General features: G+C 38.9%; 32 protein-coding genes and 1 tRNA gene. 31 read left to right on the top strand and 2 right to left on the bottom strand.

Features of this window, described 5'->3' with window-relative positions:
* Positions 1 to 6 precede the first annotated feature (6 nt).
* The 16 genes from AC4PHB_RS04760 to AC4PHB_RS04685 all read left to right on the top strand — a co-directional run bounded on the left by AC4PHB_RS04760 (position 7) and on the right by AC4PHB_RS04685 (position 10404).
* On the top strand, positions 7 to 891 hold the full coding sequence (locus AC4PHB_RS04760) for a replication protein (protein WP_492137492.1): 885 nt from the start codon (positions 7 to 9) through the stop codon (positions 889 to 891).
* Entirely contained in the window at positions 869 to 2740 is a 1872-nt protein-coding gene (locus AC4PHB_RS04755) for an AAA family ATPase (RefSeq protein ID WP_492137491.1), read from the top strand. The genes AC4PHB_RS04760 and AC4PHB_RS04755 overlap by 23 nt, the downstream gene beginning before the upstream one ends.
* 10 nt (positions 2741 to 2750) lie before the next feature.
* Positions 2751 to 3032 (top strand): hypothetical protein, encoded by a 282-nt coding sequence (locus AC4PHB_RS04750; protein WP_492137490.1) that lies wholly within the window; start codon positions 2751 to 2753, stop codon positions 3030 to 3032.
* A gap of 76 nt (positions 3033 to 3108) precedes the next feature.
* Positions 3109 to 3366: a hypothetical protein gene (locus AC4PHB_RS04745; protein ID WP_492137489.1), complete on the top strand. Its 258-nt coding sequence runs from the start codon at positions 3109 to 3111 to the stop codon at positions 3364 to 3366.
* A gap of 15 nt (positions 3367 to 3381) precedes the next feature.
* A complete protein-coding gene (locus AC4PHB_RS04740; RefSeq protein ID WP_492137488.1) occupies positions 3382 to 4329 on the top strand; it encodes a sigma-70 family RNA polymerase sigma factor in 948 nt (315 codons plus the stop codon).
* Complete coding sequence (locus AC4PHB_RS04735) at positions 4319 to 4549, top strand: hypothetical protein (protein ID WP_492137487.1); 231 nt, start codon at positions 4319 to 4321, stop codon at positions 4547 to 4549. The genes AC4PHB_RS04740 and AC4PHB_RS04735 overlap by 11 nt, the downstream gene beginning before the upstream one ends.
* Before the next feature lie 18 nt (positions 4550 to 4567).
* Positions 4568 to 5182 carry an HK97 family phage prohead protease gene (locus tag AC4PHB_RS04730; protein ID WP_492137486.1) on the top strand — a complete coding sequence of 205 codons (615 nt, stop codon included), beginning with the start codon at positions 4568 to 4570 and terminating at the stop codon, positions 5180 to 5182.
* Positions 5179 to 5412, top strand: coding sequence for a hypothetical protein (locus AC4PHB_RS04725; RefSeq protein ID WP_492137485.1), 234 nt, complete (start codon positions 5179 to 5181; stop codon positions 5410 to 5412). Before AC4PHB_RS04730 ends, AC4PHB_RS04725 begins: the two co-directional genes overlap by 4 nt.
* A gap of 16 nt (positions 5413 to 5428) precedes the next feature.
* A complete protein-coding gene (locus tag AC4PHB_RS04720; protein ID WP_492137484.1) occupies positions 5429 to 5923 on the top strand; it encodes a hypothetical protein in 495 nt (164 codons plus the stop codon).
* A 181-nt stretch (positions 5924 to 6104) separates the two neighbouring features.
* Positions 6105 to 6668, top strand: coding sequence for a terminase small subunit (locus AC4PHB_RS04715; protein ID WP_492137483.1), 564 nt, complete (start codon positions 6105 to 6107; stop codon positions 6666 to 6668).
* Positions 6669 to 6682: 14 nt separating this feature from the next.
* On the top strand, positions 6683 to 6838 hold the full coding sequence (gene rpsU / locus AC4PHB_RS04710) for a 30S ribosomal protein S21 (protein ID WP_492137482.1): 156 nt from the start codon (positions 6683 to 6685) through the stop codon (positions 6836 to 6838).
* A gap of 15 nt (positions 6839 to 6853) precedes the next feature.
* Entirely contained in the window at positions 6854 to 7102 is a 249-nt protein-coding gene (locus AC4PHB_RS04705; RefSeq protein ID WP_492137481.1) for a hypothetical protein, read from the top strand.
* Entirely contained in the window at positions 7083 to 8945 is a 1863-nt protein-coding gene (locus AC4PHB_RS04700; RefSeq protein ID WP_492137480.1) for a phage tail tape measure protein, read from the top strand. The genes AC4PHB_RS04705 and AC4PHB_RS04700 overlap by 20 nt, the downstream gene beginning before the upstream one ends.
* Positions 8946 to 9267: 322 nt before the next feature.
* Complete coding sequence (locus AC4PHB_RS04695; RefSeq protein ID WP_492137479.1) at positions 9268 to 9444, top strand: helix-turn-helix domain-containing protein; 177 nt, start codon at positions 9268 to 9270, stop codon at positions 9442 to 9444.
* 120 nt (positions 9445 to 9564) lie between these two features.
* A complete protein-coding gene (locus AC4PHB_RS04690; RefSeq protein WP_492137478.1) occupies positions 9565 to 10101 on the top strand; it encodes a hypothetical protein in 537 nt (178 codons plus the stop codon).
* Positions 10102 to 10404 carry a hypothetical protein gene (locus AC4PHB_RS04685; RefSeq protein WP_492137477.1) on the top strand — a complete coding sequence of 101 codons (303 nt, stop codon included), beginning with the start codon at positions 10102 to 10104 and terminating at the stop codon, positions 10402 to 10404.
* A gap of 453 nt (positions 10405 to 10857) precedes the next feature.
* Here AC4PHB_RS04685 and AC4PHB_RS04680 read toward each other — a convergent pair.
* A tRNA-Pro gene (locus AC4PHB_RS04680) sits at positions 10858 to 10934 on the bottom strand.
* Between the two features lie 103 nt (positions 10935 to 11037).
* On the opposite strand from AC4PHB_RS04680, the gene AC4PHB_RS04675 reads away from it, so the two are divergent.
* From AC4PHB_RS04675 to pyrR, 10 genes are read left to right on the top strand one after another with little or no spacing between them, the layout of a single operon-like run.
* Positions 11038 to 11412 (top strand): hypothetical protein, encoded by a 375-nt coding sequence (locus AC4PHB_RS04675; protein ID WP_492137476.1) that lies wholly within the window; start codon positions 11038 to 11040, stop codon positions 11410 to 11412.
* Positions 11413 to 11423: 11 nt separating this feature from the next.
* On the top strand, positions 11424 to 12632 hold the full coding sequence (locus AC4PHB_RS04670; RefSeq protein ID WP_492137475.1) for a biotin/lipoyl attachment domain-containing protein: 1209 nt from the start codon (positions 11424 to 11426) through the stop codon (positions 12630 to 12632).
* A gap of 15 nt (positions 12633 to 12647) precedes the next feature.
* On the top strand, positions 12648 to 13334 hold the full coding sequence (locus AC4PHB_RS04665; protein WP_492137745.1) for a YggS family pyridoxal phosphate-dependent enzyme: 687 nt from the start codon (positions 12648 to 12650) through the stop codon (positions 13332 to 13334).
* Positions 13335 to 13345: 11 nt separating this feature from the next.
* Entirely contained in the window at positions 13346 to 13786 is a 441-nt protein-coding gene (locus AC4PHB_RS04660; RefSeq protein WP_492137474.1) for a cell division protein SepF, read from the top strand.
* A 9-nt stretch (positions 13787 to 13795) separates the two neighbouring features.
* Positions 13796 to 14062 carry a YggT family protein gene (locus tag AC4PHB_RS04655; protein ID WP_492137473.1) on the top strand — a complete coding sequence of 89 codons (267 nt, stop codon included), beginning with the start codon at positions 13796 to 13798 and terminating at the stop codon, positions 14060 to 14062.
* Between the two features lie 4 nt (positions 14063 to 14066).
* Positions 14067 to 14849, top strand: coding sequence for a YlmH family RNA-binding protein (locus tag AC4PHB_RS04650; protein ID WP_492137472.1), 783 nt, complete (start codon positions 14067 to 14069; stop codon positions 14847 to 14849).
* Positions 14850 to 14861: 12 nt separating this feature from the next.
* On the top strand, positions 14862 to 15362 hold the full coding sequence (locus tag AC4PHB_RS04645; RefSeq protein WP_492137471.1) for a DivIVA domain-containing protein: 501 nt from the start codon (positions 14862 to 14864) through the stop codon (positions 15360 to 15362).
* 41 nt (positions 15363 to 15403) lie between these two features.
* The gene (gene lspA, locus AC4PHB_RS04640) at positions 15404 to 15874 is read left to right on the top strand and encodes a signal peptidase II (protein ID WP_492137470.1); all 471 of its coding nucleotides are present in this window, start codon (positions 15404 to 15406) and stop codon (positions 15872 to 15874) included.
* Positions 15871 to 16833, top strand: a complete 963-nt coding sequence (locus AC4PHB_RS04635) for an RluA family pseudouridine synthase (RefSeq protein ID WP_492137469.1) — start codon at positions 15871 to 15873, stop codon at positions 16831 to 16833. Before lspA ends, AC4PHB_RS04635 begins: the two co-directional genes overlap by 4 nt.
* Positions 16790 to 17323, top strand: a complete 534-nt coding sequence (gene pyrR / locus AC4PHB_RS04630) for a bifunctional pyr operon transcriptional regulator/uracil phosphoribosyltransferase PyrR (protein WP_492137468.1) — start codon at positions 16790 to 16792, stop codon at positions 17321 to 17323. Before AC4PHB_RS04635 ends, pyrR begins: the two co-directional genes overlap by 44 nt.
* Before the next feature lie 4 nt (positions 17324 to 17327).
* On the opposite strand, the gene AC4PHB_RS04625 is transcribed toward pyrR, so the two are convergent.
* On the bottom strand, positions 17328 to 19103 hold the full coding sequence (locus AC4PHB_RS04625; RefSeq protein ID WP_492137467.1) for an Rqc2 family fibronectin-binding protein: 1776 nt from the start codon (positions 19101 to 19103) through the stop codon (positions 17328 to 17330).
* Positions 19104 to 19261: 158 nt separating this feature from the next.
* Here AC4PHB_RS04625 and AC4PHB_RS04620 point away from each other — a divergent pair, with 158 nt between their 5' ends.
* Genes AC4PHB_RS04620 through coaBC form a run of 5 tightly spaced genes read left to right on the top strand, consistent with a single transcriptional unit; the run spans position 19262 to position 22474 of the window.
* Positions 19262 to 20143 (top strand): YicC/YloC family endoribonuclease, encoded by an 882-nt coding sequence (locus tag AC4PHB_RS04620; protein WP_492137466.1) that lies wholly within the window; start codon positions 19262 to 19264, stop codon positions 20141 to 20143.
* A 14-nt stretch (positions 20144 to 20157) separates the two neighbouring features.
* Positions 20158 to 20415 carry a DUF370 domain-containing protein gene (locus AC4PHB_RS04615; protein WP_333688356.1) on the top strand — a complete coding sequence of 86 codons (258 nt, stop codon included), beginning with the start codon at positions 20158 to 20160 and terminating at the stop codon, positions 20413 to 20415.
* 22 nt (positions 20416 to 20437) lie between these two features.
* The gene (gene gmk / locus AC4PHB_RS04610) at positions 20438 to 21064 is read left to right on the top strand and encodes a guanylate kinase (RefSeq protein ID WP_492137744.1); all 627 of its coding nucleotides are present in this window, start codon (positions 20438 to 20440) and stop codon (positions 21062 to 21064) included.
* Positions 21054 to 21260, top strand: a complete 207-nt coding sequence (gene rpoZ, locus AC4PHB_RS04605; RefSeq protein WP_492137465.1) for a DNA-directed RNA polymerase subunit omega — start codon at positions 21054 to 21056, stop codon at positions 21258 to 21260. Before gmk ends, rpoZ begins: the two co-directional genes overlap by 11 nt.
* Positions 21261 to 21268: 8 nt before the next feature.
* Positions 21269 to 22474 carry a bifunctional phosphopantothenoylcysteine decarboxylase/phosphopantothenate--cysteine ligase CoaBC gene (gene coaBC, locus AC4PHB_RS04600; RefSeq protein WP_492137464.1) on the top strand — a complete coding sequence of 402 codons (1206 nt, stop codon included), beginning with the start codon at positions 21269 to 21271 and terminating at the stop codon, positions 22472 to 22474.

Genomic DNA, 22474 nt, shown 5'->3' with positions numbered 1-22474 from the left:
AGCGATGTGGGCAAGGTCGATTTAGATAACGGATACACCAGGATAGCAAACGAATTATTAGAGGAAATACCAAAGTTGGGATTTAACGGGACCCAATTAAGCATCCTAATTGTAGTTATTAGATACACTTATGGTTTTCAAAGAAAAGAGCATAAGTTGTCGTTAACTTTTCTGGCTAAAGCCACAAAAAAGCACAAAATGCACATTCAAAAAGAACTCAAGAACTTAATAGAAATGAATGTTCTAACTGAACTTGCAGTACCTACTTTTAGTGGTAGTAGGATTGTAGGACTCAACAAAGACGTGAACAGTTGGGAGTTAGTTAAAACACTAACTGTTAGTGAAATAGATTCAGTTAGTCAAGATAGTAATACTACAGTTAGTGAACTGACTAACTCAACAGTTAGTGAATTGACTAACCAAGAAAGAAAGAAAGAAAACTTTAAAGAAACTGTGCCCGATTTTCATCCTCCGGCTGTTACCAAAAAACACTACGATGAATACTTTGAAAAAATATGGGCTGCTTATCCTAGCAAGAAAGGTAAGTCTTCAGTGTCAGCAAAGCAGAAACTAAAACTCTACAATGAAGTACCAGAGGAGCAAATGCTCCAAGCTATAGATAAGTATAAGCAAGAAACAAAAGGATTCGAGCTGCGGTTTATAAAACATGGATCAACTTTTTTCAATGGGGCTTATGAAGACTATATAGAGCCGGTAAAAGCTCCTCCAGGCCCTAAGAAAGAGCCAGTCTACAGAGATTATCATGAAAAGATGGCAGAGCTCGAAGCAGCTGAGCTGGAGAGGTTAATGACCAAGCCTAAAATTCAGATTGTACCATACGAAGAAGCGGAATCGAGGCGAGAAAAACATGATCACGATCAGAGAGCTTAAGGAAAGTATTGGCCAAGAGGCTGAATCGCTAATATCAGACGGTATGAATCTTGAAAAAGTAGGGACTAAATATAAATGTCCAAACAAGGCAGCACATAAGAACGGAGACAGAAACCCATCTATGAGCTGGGATCCAAAGGCTCTACAGTTTTACTGTTTTACATGTGGAGAAAAGATCGATATCTACAAACTCCATAGACAGCAAGGTCTGAACCATGCTGAGATACTCGAAAAATATGGATTATTGGATAATGCTGAGGCCGATTTTTCAGCTGAAAATGACTTTGAGTTTGAATTAGGAGATCTGACTCAATCACAAATTGATTATTTATTAGGTAGAGGCATATCTGAGGAAACGGCAGCATATTTTAATCTATCAAATCATGATGGAAATATTTTGATCCCCTACTTAAGCAGCAGAGGATCCTTGACAGGCGGGAAGGTAAAGAACCTTAAAAACCAGCAGCCGAAATATTTTTCAGTTAAAGGGTCAATGTTTGGGTTGTTTAATAAATCAAATTTATCAACAAAAGAGCCTCTTATAATAACTGAGGGTGAGTTCGATTGCATGATACTCCATCAGGTAGGCTTCGCTAATGTATCAAGCATTGGAACCGGCGCAAATAGCCTCGATAAGCTATTCAGGATGGAAGGAGAGTTCCTCAAGAAGTTCCCGGGGTTAATCGTAATAGCTGATAATGATTCAGCCGGTGAAGGTATGGAAAAGGCTTTTATCGATAGATTCAATATAAGCGTTAAGCTGCCGGACAAATCCAGCTTCAAAGGATTGAAAGATATTTCTGATGTATTTCTAAAGTATGGATCTAAACAAATAGAAGAGATAATCCGTTCAGCATCACAAAAGATAGAAGGCTTAAGAAATCTTGATACTGATCCATACGAAGGGTTAAACGAAACAGAAGGAAAGTATATACCTACTGGATTGACATCGATAGATTATGCGATCAATGATCTGGGTCCTGGAATCTTAACTCTTGTAACGGGTAGGAGCAACGGAGGAAAGTCAACTCTAATTAATCAGGTTTTAGCTTCAGCAATAAATACCGGTCATAAATGCTTATTAATTGCAGGAGAGGGATTACAGGAGATACTAATAAATAACTTATATAAGGCGGTAATAGGAAGAAATGAGCAGTATTTTGACTTTAAGAAGATCAACAGAAGATTCTATAAAGAACCAAAAAAGCCAGTACTCGAAGCTCTTAGAAAATGGCACGAAGGGAAGTTCACTATCTTTAATAAGGGAGATTCAAAGCTAAAGACTACTGAGGAGCTTCTGCAACTCATGGAGATGGAAATCAAAATAAACAGGCCTGATCTAGTAGTAGTCGATAATTTAATGAGCATACTCAGTATTGAAAAGTCTGCTGAGAAGTATGAAAAGCAAGGCGACTTTGCGCAAAGGTTATCGGACATGGCGAAAGCTTATAAGATTCATATAATATTAGTTCTTCATCCGAATAAAACCGTCGGGAAAGGCTCTGAAATGGATTTCGAACAGATTAGCGGCTCTAGTGATTTGTATAATAAGGCGGATGTGATCCTCTCTGTAAAAAGAAACTATGATGAGGAGAAGCTTGAGAAGGGGATAGATGGAAAGATATCGGTCCTAAAAAATAGATATTATCCTGATCTAATCAGTGTTGATACCCATTACGATCCTGAGACCGGTTTAATACTCGAAATTGACAATCTAACAGGGGAATACCTAGGGTATGGCTTCCGCTGGAAACAGTATCTCAGCGAGGACTTTGAGATATCTGATTTCGAGGTACCTGATGGATTCAAAGAAGTCCAGCAAGCAATTAATTGGAATGACATAGGATAGGGGGAAAACAATGAAAAAAATTAGAGAATACTCAATTATTCAAATAATACCGGCTCCATCTGATATGAAATCGGTATATGACTCCATACCAAAAATATATTGCAGAGTCGTAGCATTAGCTTTGGTTGAAGACAAAGATAGACCAGGGGAACGTTTTGTACGAGCAATCGATTGTATGGATGATGGAGAAATGGAATTTGCTGAAGATGTGGAGAACTTTGAGGGGTTTATATTCGATGAGAATTACCGAGAAACTCCGCATTACAACTTGGGAAGTGAAAAATACTTATAATACAAGCTGGTTTATAAGTAAGAGCGTTTGAAAAAAATGGACTTGGAAGGAATGCGAACAAAGGAGGTAGGAGATAATGAAAAACCTTGACATCAAGCAAGTACACTTCACTGAAAGGAAAATAAACGCAATTTTCAAGAATAAAGAATCCGAGGAAGCGTATCCAGTTGTCGGGATTGCTCTTTTACAGGATGATTGGGGGCACAAGACTATAAAACCCTTATATCTCGATAGTAAAGGGTCAATTGAGCCGGTTGATGAGAATTTAGAAAACTTCTTATGTTTAAGACCTGAGACAAACGGTAATTGCCAATGCAGAGGATCTAATATTTAGTAAAGGGCGTGAAAGGTGAATGAGAAATTACTAAACCAATTGAGCGATGATCATCAATTAGAGCTCCTCCGGCAGCATAGGGAATCAGGCAGCGCGGAAGCAAGGGAGCTTTTAATACTTCACAATCTAAAATTAGTGAGATACATGAGTAATCGATACCAAAGACCGGATTCACCAGGCAGAGAAGCTGAGGACCTATTCCAGGAAGGCTGTATTGGATTGATGAATGCTATTGATACATACAACGAAGAGAGGGGCAGCTTCTCGAGTTATGCAGCCATGCTTATAAAAGGAGCTATTTACAGATATCTCGCTAATAGGGAGAAGCTGATCAGGATCCCTGAGCATAGGAGAGCCGAAGTACTTAAGCTTATTAAGTCAAAGGAAAAGTTGCTGCATGATCTTGAAAGAGAGCCTACAGTAAGAGAAATCGCAATTGACTTAAACACAACTATCCAAAATGTCCAGGATCTATTACTAATAACCAGAGAAGTGGGGAGCCTTGATGTACTGATTGGGGAGGAAGAAGATACAATTCTGAGCGATCTTATAGAGGATCCAACGGCTTTATTTGAGGATGATGTTTGCGCCTCAATAGTCAATGATCAGGTTATAAGCTTAGCAAAAGAGGCTTTATCCCATGATCAGTATGTGACTCTTAGAATGAATATGGGGTTAGGGTGTGATTCCTATGATACTAAAGAGATCGCAGAGATACTAAGCAAACCCCTGGATGAAATTACAGCTTTGAAGCAGCAGGGATTAAGGATCCTAAGAAGGCCTAAGGTCTCAAAATCATTGGAGAGATATATTGATGAGTCAACGCCGTGGGTTAGATCTAATAGATTTGAAAATACAAAGGTAGACGGAGGTCAAAACAGTTCACCAGTTGAGCGGTTGGTTATATTAAGAGAAAGGATGTTCGATAGAATGACTAAGGAAGTGGTAGAAGATGAAGGCTAAGAAAACACGCAGTAAAACAAGGAAAGAGGAATTGCAGAGCATCATAACGGCCAATATGAAGGAGTGGCTTAAGGCTCAAGTTGTGATCAATGAAATGGTTGAGAGCTGGGATCCTGAGCCAGAAGAATATAATCTTTATGTTCATGAAGTAGTACGTTCTATCAACCTTACAAGAAATGTTATGAAGGCATACAACGAGCTCCTCCAGCTCAATGACTAATAAGGGGATGATATCTAGATGGAAAAAGAAGAAATGATAATTGGTGGGTATGCGATAGTATTCAATCAGCAAACCCTACTCTGGGAGCACGAAGGGAAAAAGTATTATGAGATTATATCTCCTCAGTCTCTTAAAGGTGTAGACCTAAGTGATGTAGTCCTAAGGTATAACCATAATGATAACGTTATGATCATGGCTGGGACAAAGAATAAATCGCTTGAGCTGACTGTTGATAGTATAGGCCTAAGGTTTAAGGCTAAGCTTGCCAATACTACAGCAGGAAGAGATCTCTTTGAGATGGTAAAGACAGGGCTAACAAATAAAATGTCTTTCGCATTCCATAGAGCTGAGGATAGAATCTATGTTCTAGGTAATGATACATTGATAGAGATTACTAAGTTCAAGAAGATCCTTGAAATATCATGTGTTGATTTCCCGGCTTATCCTACTACCTCATGCTTTATCATTGATCCTGCTGTAGAGGATCTAAGGCAAGAGTTAAAAAGAAAGGTGGAGCTAGAAAAAGAGAAGGAAACGCTTAGGAAGAAGCTCTCTGTTATAAAAGCAGAGGAGGAGATAAAAGAGGTAGAAAGGTTAAAAAGGGACATAGTTAGAATGGGGGTGACAAAATGACAACGGATATTAAACAAGGGATCTATATCGATTATGATTCAGTAGAGAAGGGGAAAGGCCGAGGTAGGGTCATCGACGTGATCGAAGTAGAAGGGAATCATAGACTAGTAATCGAACCTAACAGGAAACAGTCCGAAAGACAGGGAGACATCCTATTTGATATAGGGATCGATGAAGTCGTAAGTGTTTTAAGAAGGACTGGCAATGTTCAAGCTATAACTTATAGATAAGAGAGGATGATTATTAATGGCAAAGTTATTTGGCAATTCAGATCAGAAATATTCAATGGAGCTTCTTAAGGCAGTCAATGATCTCTTGAATTATAAAAGAGGTATTGAGCTTAGAAGGGATTCAGCAATAGCTAAGGTTGATAATCTTCAGGAGGAGCTTGAAGCAGTTAACCTGGAGTATGTATCAGCGCAGGATCCAGACAAACAAGCTGAGCTCTATGATAAAAGGAAAAGATTATTCTTTGAGATAGAGGATAGTAAATTAATCAGTAACATTGATATATCTAGAGCAATCGCACCTAGGATGGCGGTAGAGTCAGAAAAGTTTGAGGAACTGGTAAATAAAGCTGAGGCAGAGTACAAAGCATTTGCTGATGAGATTGAAGAGAAGATAAAGCTTATAGAGCAACAAGCAAGAAGAGAGGTCGAGAAACTGAGAGAGCTGAAGAGTCAACATGTTTCACTTGAAGCAAGGAGAAAGTATTACGATTTGCGGAGCGGCTTGAGATGATAAGGCCCACACAACCCCCCCCCACCACTGAGCTGCAGGGGTTTGTTCCCAGACTGGGAGCGGGCCCTTTCTGCATACACATCGATTTTTTGAGTTTCCGGCCTTAGAATTTCGAAATAAAAAGAAAACTATTGAGATCATCTGAGTTTATCTGAAATGAGGTGATATTATCAGCGATAAATTGACACAAAAACAAGAGAGATTTGTTCAGGAGCTAATCAAAGGTAAAAGCCAGAGAGAAGCTTATAAATCAGTGTATAAACCAAAATCTATGCTTGATAAATCTATAGATGAACAAGCGAGTAGACTCTTCAATCAAGTCAAGGTAAATGCAAGGTATAAGGAGCTGAAGCATAAGGTCCTAGAGGAGACTGAAAAGGAAGCGATCATCTCTGCAAAGGCTATAATTTCAGAGCTTGCAAGCATTGCTCTTGCAGACATCGGAGACTATTTGACATATAAGACCGTCAAGGTTGTAGCAGCTCACGATGAGGATGGAGATCCCGTTTTTGAGTATAGACCAGTGATTGAGTTTAAGGATAGCAAGGAAGTAAATACTAGCCTTATATCTGAGATATCTCTTACTAGTAAGGGACTGTTAAAGATCAAGATGCATGATAAGATTTCGGCTCTAAACAAACTAGCTGAGATCATGGGCCTTAATATGATTAGCCTCGAAAAACTTGATTTAAGCAGAGAGAGACTGGAAGAGGACAAGAAGAGAAATACTTATAAAAACTGGTAGCCTGGAGAGTGATAATGTTGGCAATAGTATACAAAAGAAAAGGAGAAAACATTGACCAGCTGATCGAGCGGTTTAATCTTCAAGTTGAAAAAGAAAAGATCCTTCCGCTTATAAAAAGAAAGATATATTTTATGACCAAAGCAGAGATTAGAAAATACAAAAGCGGTTGAAAGTAGGTGTATATAATGGATTTTGATGGTATCGAATATTTGAATAGAGTTTTAAAGGATAAGGACTATACTGACAAGCTTAAGATTTATACTCAGACATATTTAGACATCGAAAAAACTATACCATTTATCGTCAAAATAAGAGTAATGAAAAAGATTGCAAAGTTACTTGACCTTCAAAAACAATTGGTTTTGAGAGAAGTAGAGATTCGATTTATTGAAGGAAAAGAGAGGGGTGAAAATCATGGCATCCAACAACATTAAAGGTCTAACAATAGAAATTGGTGGCGATACCACTAACCTTGTCAAGTCCATGGGCGAAGTTAACAAGCATTCGAAGGATCTTACAAGTGAGCTCAAAGAAGTTGACAAGCTCTTGAAGCTTGACCCTAAGAATATTGAATTAGTTGATCAAAAACAAAAAATACTTGCTCAATCAGTAACCACTACCAAGGACAAGCTTGAGCAGTTGAAAGAAGCTGAGAAGCAAGTCCAGGAACAGGTTAAGAAGGGTGAAGCATCAGAGGAACAATACAGAGCTTTGCAAAGGGAAATAGTAAAGACTGAGCAGGAACTCAAGAAGGTAGAAAAGGCGGCTAAAGATTTTGGGGGATCTCTTACTCAAAACCTTAAGAATGCTGGTAAAGAAATGCAAGAGTTCGGAGGCAAAGTCGAAGGTGCGGGCAAAGCATTTGCGCCTATTTCGGCAGCTGCTGGAGGAGCTTTAGTAGGCTTGGTTGCAATGGGTGTTGAGGCTGGAGTTGCAGCTGATGACATTAATACACTTGCAAAGCAAACAGGGTTATCAACCGCCGAAATCCAGAAATTTATGTACGCATCCGATATGATTGATGTTCCACTTGAGACATTAACAGGCTCCATGGCAAAGTTGACAAGAAACATGGATGGTGCGAGAGAAGGAACGGGGGCTGCAGCTGACGCGTTTAAGGCATTGGGAGTAAGTGTTACCGATAATGTCACAGGTGAGCTGAGGAACAATCAGGATGTATTTGATGAGGTAATATCTAAGCTTGGAGACGTAGGCAACGAGACAGAAAGAGACGCCATCGCAATGGCTATATTTGGCAAGTCGGCGCAGGATTTGAATCCATTGATATTAGGAGGAGCTGACGCACTCTCTCAATTGGGAGCTGAAGCAGAGGCAGCTGGGTTGATACTATCCCAAGATGCGCTTGATAGTGCCAATGAGTTCAACGATGCAATCGACAAATTAAAAGCTACAGCTGCAGGAAGCTTTGCAAAGTTAGGAACTGAGATCGCTACCCTATTAACTCCTATGCTTGAAGGATTAGCTGAAACTATAGGCAAGGTCCTCGATTGGATAACAAATCTTGATCAGGCTACTCTTGCTATGATCATGACGGTTCTTGCAGTTGTGGCAGGATTGGCACCTTTACTAATAACAATTTCTCAATTAATCTTATCCGTTGGTATAATAACGGAAGCTTTACCAGGATTAGGGTTAGCCTTCAAGTCTCTTACTGGTCCCATAGGGTTGGCTATAGTAGCTATCTCACTTGCAATTGCCGCAGGTGTTTTTTTATACAAGAACTGGGACGAAATCAAAGCAGCTGCACAAAAGCTTTGGGAGAATATCAAACAAACATTCAACAATATAAAAGAAGCTATCACTAAGCCTATAGGGGAAGCTATCAATACCTTAAAGAACATCAACCTGATCGAGATAGGAAAAAATATCATCAGCGGGCTTATATCTGGAATATCTTCCATGATCAACAAAGTCAAGGAGGCTGTTGGTAATGTTGTATCGACTGTTACTGGTGGAATAAAAAGAGCTCTTAAGATTGAATCCCCATCAAAAGTTATGGAGGAGATGGGAGCTTATACCGGTGAAGGCTTCGCAGTCGGCATAAAGAGCAGCCTTAGAGAAGTCCAGAGGCAGACAAATGAAATGTCTAGGATTCCAACTCAAAGCGTAAATAGCCAGGTATCAGCTGCAGGAACTGCATCCACTGTCAATCACTCTGGAATCATCAGGGTTGAAGGTACTAACAACAAGGGAGAATTAACTGCGGTAGTTGATATAGTAATGGATCAGCTGAGAAGAGAGGTGAGGATGGCTTAAGCTTGTGGTTTCAATTGTTTCAATTTTTATTCCGAGAAAAGCGAGGCTCCAGAATCCAATCTGAGAGCCTTTATTTTTTTACAGGTATTAAGGTATGGCTATAATAGGGCCTCTAGTGTGTATTTTCAGAGCTCAAATATCAAAGCCAATACTTAGTATCACTTATCATTGAAGAACTAAAAATCGGTACGCTGGCGTATGGTTTGAGAGGTCAGAATCGATGTGAGTGATTTTCTTAGAAAATAATTATTGACATGGATGAAAATAAAAGATAATATATGAGTATGAAAGATAATATATGAGAACAAAAAGAGGTGGTTGTATGGGAATTGAAAATCTCCAGGACATTGTCACTATTAAAGAACTAGCTGATTTTTTGAAGGTAAGTGTTATCACGATCAGAAGAGCAATTGACTCAGGAGAACTAAAGGCCTTCAAAGTAGGGAAGTCCTGGAGAATTGAAAAGGAAGCTGTAATCGAATGGTTGAAAGAGGAGTAAACAGTAAAGGTATTCAGCAGCCGGGAAGCCTTGTCTGAATACCTTTAGAGAGCCCATCAGGAAGATGGTACCATTATAATTATATCATCCTTCTGATCTAAATCAAAGGAGGGAAATAGAATGATTAATACTGTAGAGATGAATGAGATATATAATGAGTTATACTCTGCGGAGATCCTAAAGGAACATAAGAGTGCGAGAGAGAACCAAATAACTAGACTGAAAGCACAAGGGATTGAACCCACTGAGGAGAACATTAAGGAACTTGCCCAAAAAGATAGAGAAATGGCTGAAGTATTACTTGCGGAGACTCATAAGAAGGAATTAGAGGATAGAATTAGGAGAAAGGAAGTAGAGAAAAGAACTTTTCAAGGTAAAATATATGAGACGATAGAAGAGGCAGAGTATCATCTAAAGGAATGGAGAGAAGCCGGGGCAATGGTTGATACACTCGAGAAAATTTATAATAACTGCTACCCTCATGAGCTTCCTCTATTAGTTATGAAGAGAATAGATGACTCAGTACGGCTCAAGAATGAACAACTTTCAGATGATTTTGAACGGACCTTAAAGTATTATTTATTGGGCAAGGTAGATGGTATCCGCTCTGAAAGGGAGAGAACCAAAAGAAGAAATAGCTGTAAGGAGGGATTCTAGATGCTGAGTCAAGAAAAGCTAAACCAAATAGTAGATCAAGCGTTAGTAATTATTGATAGCTACCCAGAGATTAAAGAGAGAATGTTGAGAGAAATAAAGCTTGATATCATAGATAAGATGTACTCTAGCTCACGGCTCAATGAGATACCCGGACCAGAAATCACAGGTATACTGAGAAGAGTAAGATTGAAGGGAGAGAAGAAGGCATTAGAAGAGTTCGAAATTTTCCTTAAGCTCTATCTCCTTGGTAAGATGGATGGTATCCGCTCTGAAAGAGCTAAGAAAATGAGTAGAGTTAGTTAGATAGAGGTACTAGTATTAAGAATTAGAACAAGGTCCGAAAGGGCCTTTTCTTATTGTAAAGGTAAATCAAATGACGGATTGCGACATTTGATCGAAAGACGGAATCCGACTTACGGTCAACTTCTTTAGATTAATCTGATCATACTTCACCTTAAAATGAAGAGGAGAAAGGCCAATATGGAGAAGTCGGATTCCGTCTTTTCTAGTTTTTCAACATAAAAATGAATTATTATAAAGAACCGTCTGAATCAACACATTTAAGCTATTGGCCCCAAATTTTTCAACCTTGTGCCTAAAACAAATGATTAAGTCATGTATTGCAGTCCAGGAGCCGATTTCAGAGAATAGTATATTTTACAAAAAATGCGGTTTTTGTGCGGTTTTTGTAAAATTAATCAAAAATGGAAGAAAATAAAAAACCTCTGTAATCGTTAGAATTACAAAGGTCCGTGTTGGTCGGAGTGATAGGATTTGAACCTACGGCCCCAAGTCCCCCAGACTTGTGCGCTACCAAGCTGCGCCACACCCCGTCACAAACGTAATTATAACTGATAAAATTGAATTTGTAAAGTGGTTTAAAATGCCGTGTAATTGTGATATACTGTCACTATCTAAGTTGTAGGAGGATGATTCATGTTCGATTTTTTAATATCCCTTGCATCGATACTTTTATTCGTAAGTGTACTGGGGTATTCTTTAACAGTGTTAAAGGAGAAGTATTATCTAAAAAATAACATAATTCTAATTGACAATAAGCATATCTCTCAGGACGAGATAGACGATATGGATATGCAGGAATTCTTTCTTGATGGCACAAGGCTTAAGGCTGGAGACGAAATAACTGTTGTCACAAAGACTAAGGAAAAATTCCGCGGGGTAGTATTGGGAGCAGTTCAGAAGGAGCAATCGATCAAGCTTGTGACTCACGCAAATGAAATCATAAAGCTAAAGATCGAAACCATCAAGCAGTTCAGGATCATGAGCAAATACGGAAAATTTTTCAGTTAGGTGTTGATCATATGGGTTCGGTAAAAGGATCGAATGCCAGGAAGGCTGTTACTCTATTATCTTTGGTATTTCTGGTCTTATTTCTGATAAATATACTCCCTGGACTGTTGATTGGCAAGGCTAGAACTGTGTTGCCAGTATCTGATGAATACAAAGAGATCATCAGAGGCCAAGGCTTGATGATGAGAGATGAAAAAATTTATGAGAATCCATACTCAGGAGATGTTTTTAGAGTTGCTCTTGAGGGCGAACGGGTACCTTTTGGTGCTGAAGTAGCGAATGTAATATCAGGAGTAGATTTGACTATTCAAAAAAATGAACTGGTGGAAATAGAAAAGAGTATTGATCTGCTACAATCAGGAAATGCAAATAATTCTTCGGATACACTCTCTAGACTCCAACTGGCGGTTTCAAACGATGACTTTAAGACAGCTCATAACCTAAAGAGTGATTTAGTGATGCAGCTTAATTTTTTAGAGGAAAATCAGCAAAGCAGCACTTATGATATCGAGCTTAGAATAAATGAGCTTAAGCAGAAGAGAGATAGCTTGAAGTCAACAATAGATAGAAACGTCAAGAGATTGTTTAGTTCTCATTCCGGAATTGTATCATTCGAGACAGATGGTTATGAGGAACTTCTAAATCCAAATGATTTTAATGAATTTAATACTGATCTTATGACTGGTCCCATTTCAGAAAGAAAAGCGGATGCTGCATTTAAGATCGTGGATGGATTTGAATGGGTGCTTGCAGTGAAAACTTCTGATAGCTCCCTCGAGGCAGGGAATACTTATGACGTCATTATTAAGGTCAATGAGGATGAAGTTTATTCATTAAGATCCACATTGATTGAAATCAAGGAGGATACTTCGGACACCATATATTTTTTCAGATCTAACATTCTTCTTAACGAATTATATGATGTAAGGCACGCTGAAGTAGAAATAGTAAAATATAAAGTAAGTTCTCTACGGATACCGAAGGGGATCGTTCAGTACAAAGAAGGGAAGATAGGAGTCCTAGTTAAAGAGTTCTATGGTGTAGTCCGATTCCGACCGATTAAGGTAGTTGGAGAAGATGAGGAATTTTTATTTGTAGAACATGGCGATTCATACGGTTATATTGAGGATGATGACGGCAAGAGATTTAAAACTATAAATATTTATACAGAAGTATTAATTGATACAGACAGCTATTCTGAGGGAGAAATAATTGATTAACGGGGGGGATACAAAATTAGCATCAAGGAGAATCTTAATTCAATTAATGAAAGAATTGCCGCAGCTGCCGCTAAAGCAGGCAGAAGCGACCACATACAGCTTATTGCAGTCACAAAAACAATAGACCTTGTGAGAATCACAGAGGCTATCGAGGCAGGAGTAACCGACATTGGCGAAAATAAGGTGCAAGAGCTTTTTGAAAAGATGGCCTCGCTTGGTAATAGTGCCAGGTATCACATGATTGGGCACCTTCAGACCAATAAAGTCAAATACATATCTGATAACGTTCATTTGATACATTCCCTTGATAGATTATCACTTGCAGAAGAAATCGATAAAAGAGGAAAAAAGGCCGGCAGGGTAATTGATGTTTTGATACAGGTCAACATTGCAGGAGAGGATACTAAATTTGGAATTTCTCCTGAAAATGCAATCCCATTCATTGAATCTGTCCTGAAGTATAACAATCTAAAGGTCAAGGGTTTGATGACTATAGCTCCTTTTGTAGAGGATGAGGTTGTATTGCGAAGAACATTCAGTGGTCTGTATGAGTTGGGAGAGAGGGTAAAGACAAACTCATATAAAGAGATCGATTTCCAGTATCTCTCTATGGGGATGACCAACGATTTTGAAATAGCTATCCAGGAAGGCTCTAACATGGTTAGAGTAGGCACGGGGATATTCGGGAAGAGAAATTACTAGGAGGGATTTGTGTGGGCAAGATAATGGATAAATTCAAGTACTTCATTGGCATCGATGACTATGAGGAGGAAGAGGAATACGTTCTTGAGGAGGAGACTCCTGAGGGCGAATCCTACGATGTTGCTGCTCCTAAGTCCAGGAAATATAACAATAAAGTCGTTAACATCCACACCAACAGCAATATGAAAATTTCAGTGCATGAACCTTTAAGCTATGAGGAAGCGCCTGCTATAATTGATGATCTCAAGCTTAGAAAGGCGATAGTCGTAAATTTTGAACAACTTGACACAACTGTAAAAAGACAGATATTTGATTTTATAAATGGTGGATTATATGCAGTAGAAGGAAAGATTCAAAAGGTGACTAAGGATATATTTATTTTAGCTCCAAGTAATATAGAAATCGACGGCCTTAAGGATGAGCTTAAAAACAGAGGGATTTTCCCCTGGTAAGGAGATTGAATGTATACAGTACTAAGATCCGTCAGGATATTATTTGATTTAATTGAGATCCTGATAATAATAAGAATTTTTATGTCCATTTTCAGGATATCTATGGATAACTTCTTCGGAAAGGTAATTTTGGAGCTGACAGAGCCAATTATGGCTCCTGCAAGGGCTCTTTTAGATAAACTTGGGTTAAGTAGAGGATTCATAGACTTTTCTCCCTGGATAGCAATATTATTTTTAAGACTTGCTTACACTCTGCTGCTGAATATTGCGGGGTGATTTATTGCTGGACAGAGAAAGGTTAACATCACATATAAAAAAGCCAGAGCTGCTACTTAAGATGAGGATACTTATCGATAAGGCAGAAATAGCTTTAAACCAACATATGGTAATAGACACTGATTTTCTTGATCCTTTTGAGAGAAAGACTGCAAAGGCAGTATTTAATGGGATACATGGCCTTGGCTATATAGAAGATGGAGGACCTGATTTTGCTGAGAGAAAGCATTTTCTTTTGTTTCCAGACTATATGGGAAATATGGATTTCAAGGATCACACTAGTTACTTAGAAATATCTGGTGACATAAGCTCATTGAACCATAGGGATTTCTTGGGAAGTCTTATGGGTATGGGCATAAAAAGGGAAAAGATAGGAGATATTTTTATTGGTGAGGACAGTGCTATAGTATCCTTGAAAAATGAGATCGGTGATTACCTATCGATGAACATTGAGAAGGTAGGAAAGATTAATGTAGAATGTTTAATAATCTCCAAAGACCAGATGGTAATCAAAGAGCAAGCTTACGAACGTAAAGATTTGTTCGTTGCATCAGAGAGGCTTGACGTAATTTTAGGTGCAGTTTTTAAGCTGTCTAGAAGTGAAAGCCAAACAAAGGTTGAAGCAGGAGATATAAAAGTAAACTGGGAGTTGGTTGAAAAGCCAAGCTATAAACTAGAGCCTGGGGATATGATCTCCGCCAAAGGATTAGGGAGAGCTCTTTATGAGACAAGGCAGGGACTAAGTAAGAAAGGTAGACTATGTATTGGTATAAAAATCTATAAATAACGGAGTGATGACATGATAACACCTCTTGATATTCAAAACAAGGTTTTTTCAAGGTCGTTCAGAGGCTACAGCCCTAAGGCCGTTAACTCATTCCTCAATGAGATACTCGAGGATTACGAAAAGATGTACAAGGAAAATATCGAGTATAAGGACAAAATCAATATGCTTTCGGACCAGATACGACAGTATAATACTATGGAGGAAACTTTAAAGAATACACTGATCATTGCACAAAAAACAGCTGAAGAGGTTGCTATGAATGCAAGAAGCAAAGCTGATGTAATTATAGGAAATGCTGAGGATGAGGGTAGAAAAATAGTTGAGAAAACCAAGGATGAGGTCAAGGATATCAAGGACGAGTATGACCAGCTAAGGAAGGAGATGTACATTTTTAAGACCAGATATGAGTCCTTCCTGCAATCTCAGCTCCTATCACTTAAGGATTATTACAAAGTAGCAGAGGAATTTTTAGGATCAGAAGTCAATTCTGTCAAGGAGGATCAGGGAGCATAGGCTCCTTTTTTATTCAAGGTTTACTATGGGGAGGAAATTCATTGGGACTTATATTGTCAATTTTTATAGTTTTTATTGATCAACTGGCAAAATCTGCTGCAACTCAATACCTAATGGGTCAAAGACCTATTGAAATAATAAGGAATTTTGTCGAACTTCATTACGTAAAAAACTTCGGAGCCGCGTTTGGGATACTCCAAAACCAAAGATGGTTTTTTATAATAATAACTTCGGTAGTCGTATTAGCTATGATAGTTTACATGGTTAAAAACAGTAATAGTCTTACTACATTAACGAAACTATCAATTTCAATGCTTTCAGGAGGTGCTGTCGGCAATTTGATCGATAGGATAAGGCTCGGATACGTCGTGGATTTCATAAAGCTGGATCTTAAGATATATAACTTCCCGGTCTTCAACATCGCAGATATGTTCATAGTAGCTGGTACAGCATTACTGGTCTATACAGTTTTGTTCGATAAGCTTGAAAAAAAGGCGGTCGATGGTTTATGAAGAAGATCGAGCTGTATGTAGGTGAAGATGACAATGAAAGACTTGACCATTATCTGGCGTTGGAGCTGGACGAAATGTCCCGTACCTACGTGCAAAAGCTTATAAAAGATGGGAACGTTACAGTAGATGGGAGAAATAGAAAACCGAGCTATTTAGTAAAGGAAGGGGAGTCTATACTCGCGATCGTACCTGAGGCTGAACCATTAAAGATCAAGGCAGAAAATTTACCAATAGATATAGTTTACCAGGATGAAAGCCTAGCTGTCATAAACAAAGCGCAGGGAATGGTAGTGCATCCTGCTCCGGGCAACTATGAAGGAACATTGGTAAACGGACTTTTGTATCACCTGAACAGTCTATCCTCGATCAATGGAGTGATCAGACCTGGAATAGTACATAGATTGGATAAGGACACTTCTGGACTGCTGGTCGTTGCAAAAACTGATATAGCACACAGGACCCTATCAAATGAGCTCAAGGATCATGAAATAGTCAGGGAGTACACAGCCCTGCTTCATGGCAGGCTTAAGGAAGATACTGGGACTATCGACGCTCCGATAGGTAGAGATCCTTCAAATAGAAAAAAAATGGCAGTGGTATATAAAAATAGTAAACCAGCCATAACTCATTTTCAGGCACTAAAATACTATGATAAGTATACACTGGTAAGGGTAAGGCTCGAAACTGGCAGGACACATCAGATAAGAGTTCATTTCTCAAATATCGGACATCCAGTTGTTGGTGATCCGGTGTATTCGAATTGCAAGAATGAATTTGGCATAGATGTCCAGCTTCTACATGCAGGAAGAATTGAATTTACTCATCCGATCTCAAGTATGAGGCTTGAGTTTGAGGCTTCACTTCCTGAGTTATTCAAAGGAATATTGTCAAAACTTGACAGAAGGGAGGGCTATCATGAAGATCAAAGCATCTATAATGGACCAAAAAGCAATACTTAGGGCCACAACAAGAATTGCTAACGAGATAGTTGAGCGTAACAAGGGCATAAAAGATCTGGTTCTGGTTGGAATTAAAACCAGGGGAGTCCCTTTTGCTAAGAGGATTGCTGAAAAAATAATGGAGATAGAGGAATCCTCAGTAGATGTGTATACTTTGGACATCAGTTTGTATAGGGATGATTTAAAGGAAATAGGTTATAAGCCTGTTGTAAATGAGGCTTTTTCAGGAGATATTGATGGGAAAAAGGTAGTTCTGGTGGATGATGTAATATACACAGGCAGAACAGTTAGAGCAGCTCTTGATGCATTGATCGATAATGGTAGACCTCAAAAGGTTCAATTGGCTGTTTTAGTAGACAGGGGCCATAGGGAATTCCCGATCAGACCAGATTATGTAGGTAAAAATGTTCCTACATCAAGCAATGAGGTAGTAAGTGTGAAATTTCTTGAATATGATGGAGAAGACGAAGTTCAGATATTAGAAAGGTAGAGGGTCATTCCTCTACCTTTCTGATTGAATTTATCACTGTGATATTTGGAGTAACGACTACAGTGCTTTGATTATCGTAATGGACGAATCCTGGCTTGCTGCTCTTTGGCTTCCACACATTCTTTCTCAGTGTATAATCTACCTCAATATTCGAACTGCTTCTGCCTTTGCTGTACCAAGCTGCGATGGTGGCAGCCTCTTCAAGGGTATTCTCAGTTACAGGGCGGCCTTCTGTGCGTATAATGACATGGCTTCCAGGTAAACCCTTGACATGGAGCCAAAAATCCTCTTTTTTCGATGTTTTCATTGTCAATATTTCATTTTGTCTATTGTTTCTGCCAACAAGAATGCTAAATCCATCCGATGAGACAAAGTGGAGAGGCTTCGAAACGATATCCTTATGCTTCTTTCCGGGCTTGGCGATAATGGAAATATAACCTTCGTTCGCTAGCTCATTCCTTATCTCCTCTAATTCATAGACTTCGTTTGAGTTATCAAGACTTACAATGACGTGCTCAAGATATGAAATCTCTTCTTCTGTTTCATTTATTTGAGTTTCCAATAACAGGCTAGCTGTTTTTAGCTTAGAATATTTTTTATAATATCTCTGTGCATTCTCCACTGCACCCAGTTTCTCATCCAGAGGAACAGATAGTTCTCCCATCTCAGGATCATAAAAATTTTGAAGCTGAGCTACTCTAGTACCCTTTTGGATCCTATATAGGTTAGATTGTATCAAATCTGCATATATCTTGTATTTTTCTCTTTCTGAGCTCTCAAGGAATTCCTCTCTTAACTTGGAAAGCTTGTGTTGAGCTTTTTCAAGTCGAGTTTGTACTATTTTTCTAAGAGAGGAGGATTTCTGACTGACCCTGTCGTAAATATCTTTTGACGAATATACTGAGTCTAGCATATCAGAAACTGAATCATAGAATTTGATACCTTTTGAACCAAAGTAGTCCAAAGGAAGGGAGTGGAAGCCATCAATAGCACTGGTATCTTCGTTCCTTGCTATCATTGGCCTGAAGCTGCCTTCTCTTACACGGCCAATCGTATTCTCGAACTCTTCGAATAGAGATAATAAAGCCTGCTCCTGAAGGCTAGCAATTGTTCTTTCTGGCTCCAGACCGGATCTTTGGCAAATAGCTCTGGCTATCAAAGGGCTTAAGCCTGTGAAGCTTTGATAGAGAAACTTATAAATTTGGGTATTACCACTTGATTTGACAATTAAATCTATGAATTCTTTATTGCTGACATTTAAAGGATCCAGCTTATCCTGGTTTTGGATTGGATGGTAATAAAGCCCTGGCAGGATCTGCCGTACTCGGGAAACATCTATTGGAACTCTTTTTATTGAGTCTATTATACGCTTGCTTGATTCTTCGATCAGAATTATGTTGCTGTGTTTACCCATAATTTCAACTACAAGCTCTCGATTCAATTGGTGCCCAAGCTCATCGGTGCCTGAAATTGTGATTGCTACAACCCTGTCTAAACCTTCCTGTCGAATGTCCAGTACATGTCCGCCGATAAGATATTTCCTTAAAAGCATGCAAAACATAGGAGGGGTATCCGGATTTTTGAAAGCAAGTCGTGTAAGGTATAGTCTTGGTGTGCTGCTGCTTGCCGAAACCAAGAGTTTTTGATTTATTCCCTTGCTATAAATTGTAATTGTAAGTTCATCCTTTTCATGCTGGTATATTTTATCGACCCTGCCACCAAGAAGTTTTTCTCTCAGCTCATTTACTATTGCACGGGTCACTATTCCATCATAAGACATAAAATCCTCCGTAAGCTTTTTAAATCAGTATAGCATATATATGATGTAGTTGTGAAATCTGACATTTTATACTCCAAATATTAATAATCCTTAATAATGTATGGTCTTTCCCAGAAATATAGCTATAATTAAAGCTTAATACTAAAGGAGGGGTAACATTGCTGAAGAGTATGACCGGTTATGGAAAAGGTGAAGCATCGAACAGCGGTTTCAGGATAAAAGCAGAGCTGAAGTCAGTTAATCACAGATATCTGGATATCACAGTCAAACTTCCAAGGTATTTGATATATTTGGAAGAGAGTATAAAGAAGCTTATTAAGGAGAAGCTTGGACGAGGAAAGGTTGATGTGTTTATCAACCTGGATTTTGAAAGTATCTCATCACTAGAGGTAAAAGTTGATATCCCACTTGCTATGAGCTTTAAAAATGCATTGTCCGATTTGAAGGATCAACTACAGATAGAAGATAATATAAGACTTGGGAATATCCTTTCGATACCTGACGTGATAAAGACCGAAAAAAGAGATCTTGATGAGGCATCAGTTTGGGAGACGTTGCGTTCTGCTGTTGATTCAGCTCTTTCACAGTTAGTAGTTATGAGGGAGTCAGAGGGTCAGCAATTGAAGCTTGATATGCTTGAAAAGCTTAGAACTATAGAAGATATTACTTCAGAAGTGAAAATCAGATCACCATTAGTTGTCGAAGAGTATAAAAGAAAGCTTAACGAAAGGATAGCATCATTGTTGGAGGAACCGACAATGATCGATCAGGACAGACTTGCTATGGAGGTAGCAATTTATGCTGATAAAAGTAGCATAGATGAGGAATTGACCAGGATGAACAGCCATATTGCCCAATTCAGGTCTATAATCGATGAAGATGGGGCAGTCGGAAGAAAATTGGATTTTCTGATCCAGGAGTTTAACAGAGAAGTAAATACAATAGGCAGCAAATCAAGCGATTCAATTATCGTCAACAAGGTCGTAGAATTGAAATCAGAGATTGAAAAAATCAGAGAGCAGGTACAGAACATCGAATAAGCGAGGTGAACAGGATGGTGTCATACTTTATTAACATAGGCTTTGGGAATGTTGTTGCATCCCACAGGATCGTTTCCGTTATTAGTCCGGAATCAGCACCTGTCAAAAGACTGATCCAAGAGTCAAAGGATCAGGGTAATCTTATTGACGCAACCTATGGAAGGAGGACCAGAGCTGTAATAGTAATGGACAGCGGACACTTGGTCCTTACACCCCTGCAGCCTGAGACAATAGCTCACAGGCTGCACACCAAAGAGGAAGGGCATGAATAATAATGAGGGTTGGTGGTTGAATATGGCAAAAGGATTTTTATTAGTACTTTCTGGACCTTCGGGCAGCGGAAAAGGTACTATCAGCAAGGCCTTACTGGATAAAAGAGATGATATTATATACTCTGTATCAGCTACAACGAGAAAGCCCAGAAATGGAGAAATAAACGGTGAAAACTACTTCTTCATGTCAGATGATGAGTTCAAGGAGATGGCTGAGCAAGGTGGATTTTTAGAGCATGCTTTCGTGCATTCCAACTATTACGGTACACCAAAGGATTTTGTTTTTAAGCAAATAGAAAAAGGGGAAATAGTATTTCTGGAGATTGATGTTCAGGGCGCTTTACAAATAAAGAAAAACTATAAGGAAGCAGTATTTATTTTTCTCCTTCCTCCCACAATGGATGAACTAAGATCAAGAATAGTAAAACGGGGAACAGAAACAGAGGAAGACATAAAAAGAAGATTTTCCAATGCTTTCAAAGAACTTGATTTTGTTGGAGAGTATGATTTCTTTGTAGTCAACGACAAGGTTGAGAATGCCGTAGCTGATATCGAGGCAATAATCCACTCAGAGAAACTTAGGGTCAAAAGACACAATGATATTAAAAAGCTCGTTACAATGCAAGGAGGAACAGTAAATGTCAAATAGGATAAAGGAACATAAACTAGAAGGCGAAAGCAGATACACTCTTGTTATGGTAGCAGCTAAGAGAGCTCGTCAATTGGTTGAAGGGGATGAGCCAAAGGTCGATACCAAAGCAAGTAAGCCCGTGACCATAGCTCTTGATGAAATAGCGGAAGGAAAGATAGATTATAAAACTCCTAACCTAAATAGTCTAAAGTAGGTGATGAAATGCTTAAGGGAAAAAACGTATTACTCGGAGTAACTGGTGGGATAGCCGTATACAAGTCTGCAGATCTAGTAAGCAGACTTATCAAGGAAGGTGCATCAGTAGATGTCATAATGACTGAATCCGCTCAAAGGTTTGTTACTCCCCTTACCTTTCAGACAATGGCTCAGAGTAAGGTCCACACTGATTTATTTGGGCTTTTGGACTATGTGGATGTTGAGCATATTTCATTGGCAAAAAAAGCGGATGTAATCGTCATAGCTCCGGCTACAGGCAATACTATAGCAAAAATAGCTAATGGAATTGCAGACAATATGCTTACTACAGTCGTTCTAGCATCAACTGCAAAAATAATATTTGCTCCAGCTATGAATACAAATATGTTTTTAAATCCAATAACCCAGGAGAACATAAAAAAACTTGAAACACTTGGCCACGAGTTTATTCCACCAGGTGAAGGGAGACTGGCATGTGGGGATATTGGACCAGGTAAGATGGCTGAGCCCTCTGATATTGTAGAGTTTATCGGTTGGAGCTTGACTGAGAAGGACATGACTGGGAAGAGGGTTATAGTAACTGCGGGACCAACCATTGAGCCACTGGATCCAGTAAGGTATATAACTAATCACTCCAGCGGTAAAATGGGATATGCAATAGCGAGGGAAGCAGCTTCAAGAGGTGCTGAAACCATTCTGATTTCAGGTCCTACAAGCATTGCTGAACCTAAGGGCGTTAAGGTCGTTAAAGTAGATACAACACTAAATATGCTTGATGCAATAGGGAAATATTTTGATACCTGTGATATTTTGATCAAGGCGGCCGCACCGTCTGACTTTAAACCAGAAAAAGTCAGTACAACTAAAATAAAAAAAATATCTGGTGATGATTCAGGCATGACTATTAAATTCGATAAGAATCCTGATATAGCGGCGTACTATGGAATGAAAAAGAGAAGTCAGATAATTGTAGGATTCGCTGCTGAAACCGACAATATGCTGGAATATGCCTCAAAAAAGCTTAAGGAAAAGAATCTCGACTTTATCGTAGCCAATGATGTCACGATGGAAGGGGCAGGGTTCAAGGGAGACACCAATATTGCTACTATAATAGAGAGTAACGGACAACAAACACATTATCCGCTCATGTCTAAGGATCAGTTGTCCAAGGAGATATTGAATAAAGCAATGGAGATTATTAGAAATAAGTAA

It is taken from the genome of Gudongella sp. QWL-04 (assembly GCF_058683975.1).
This window is presented reverse-complemented; position numbering and strand designations above follow the sequence as displayed.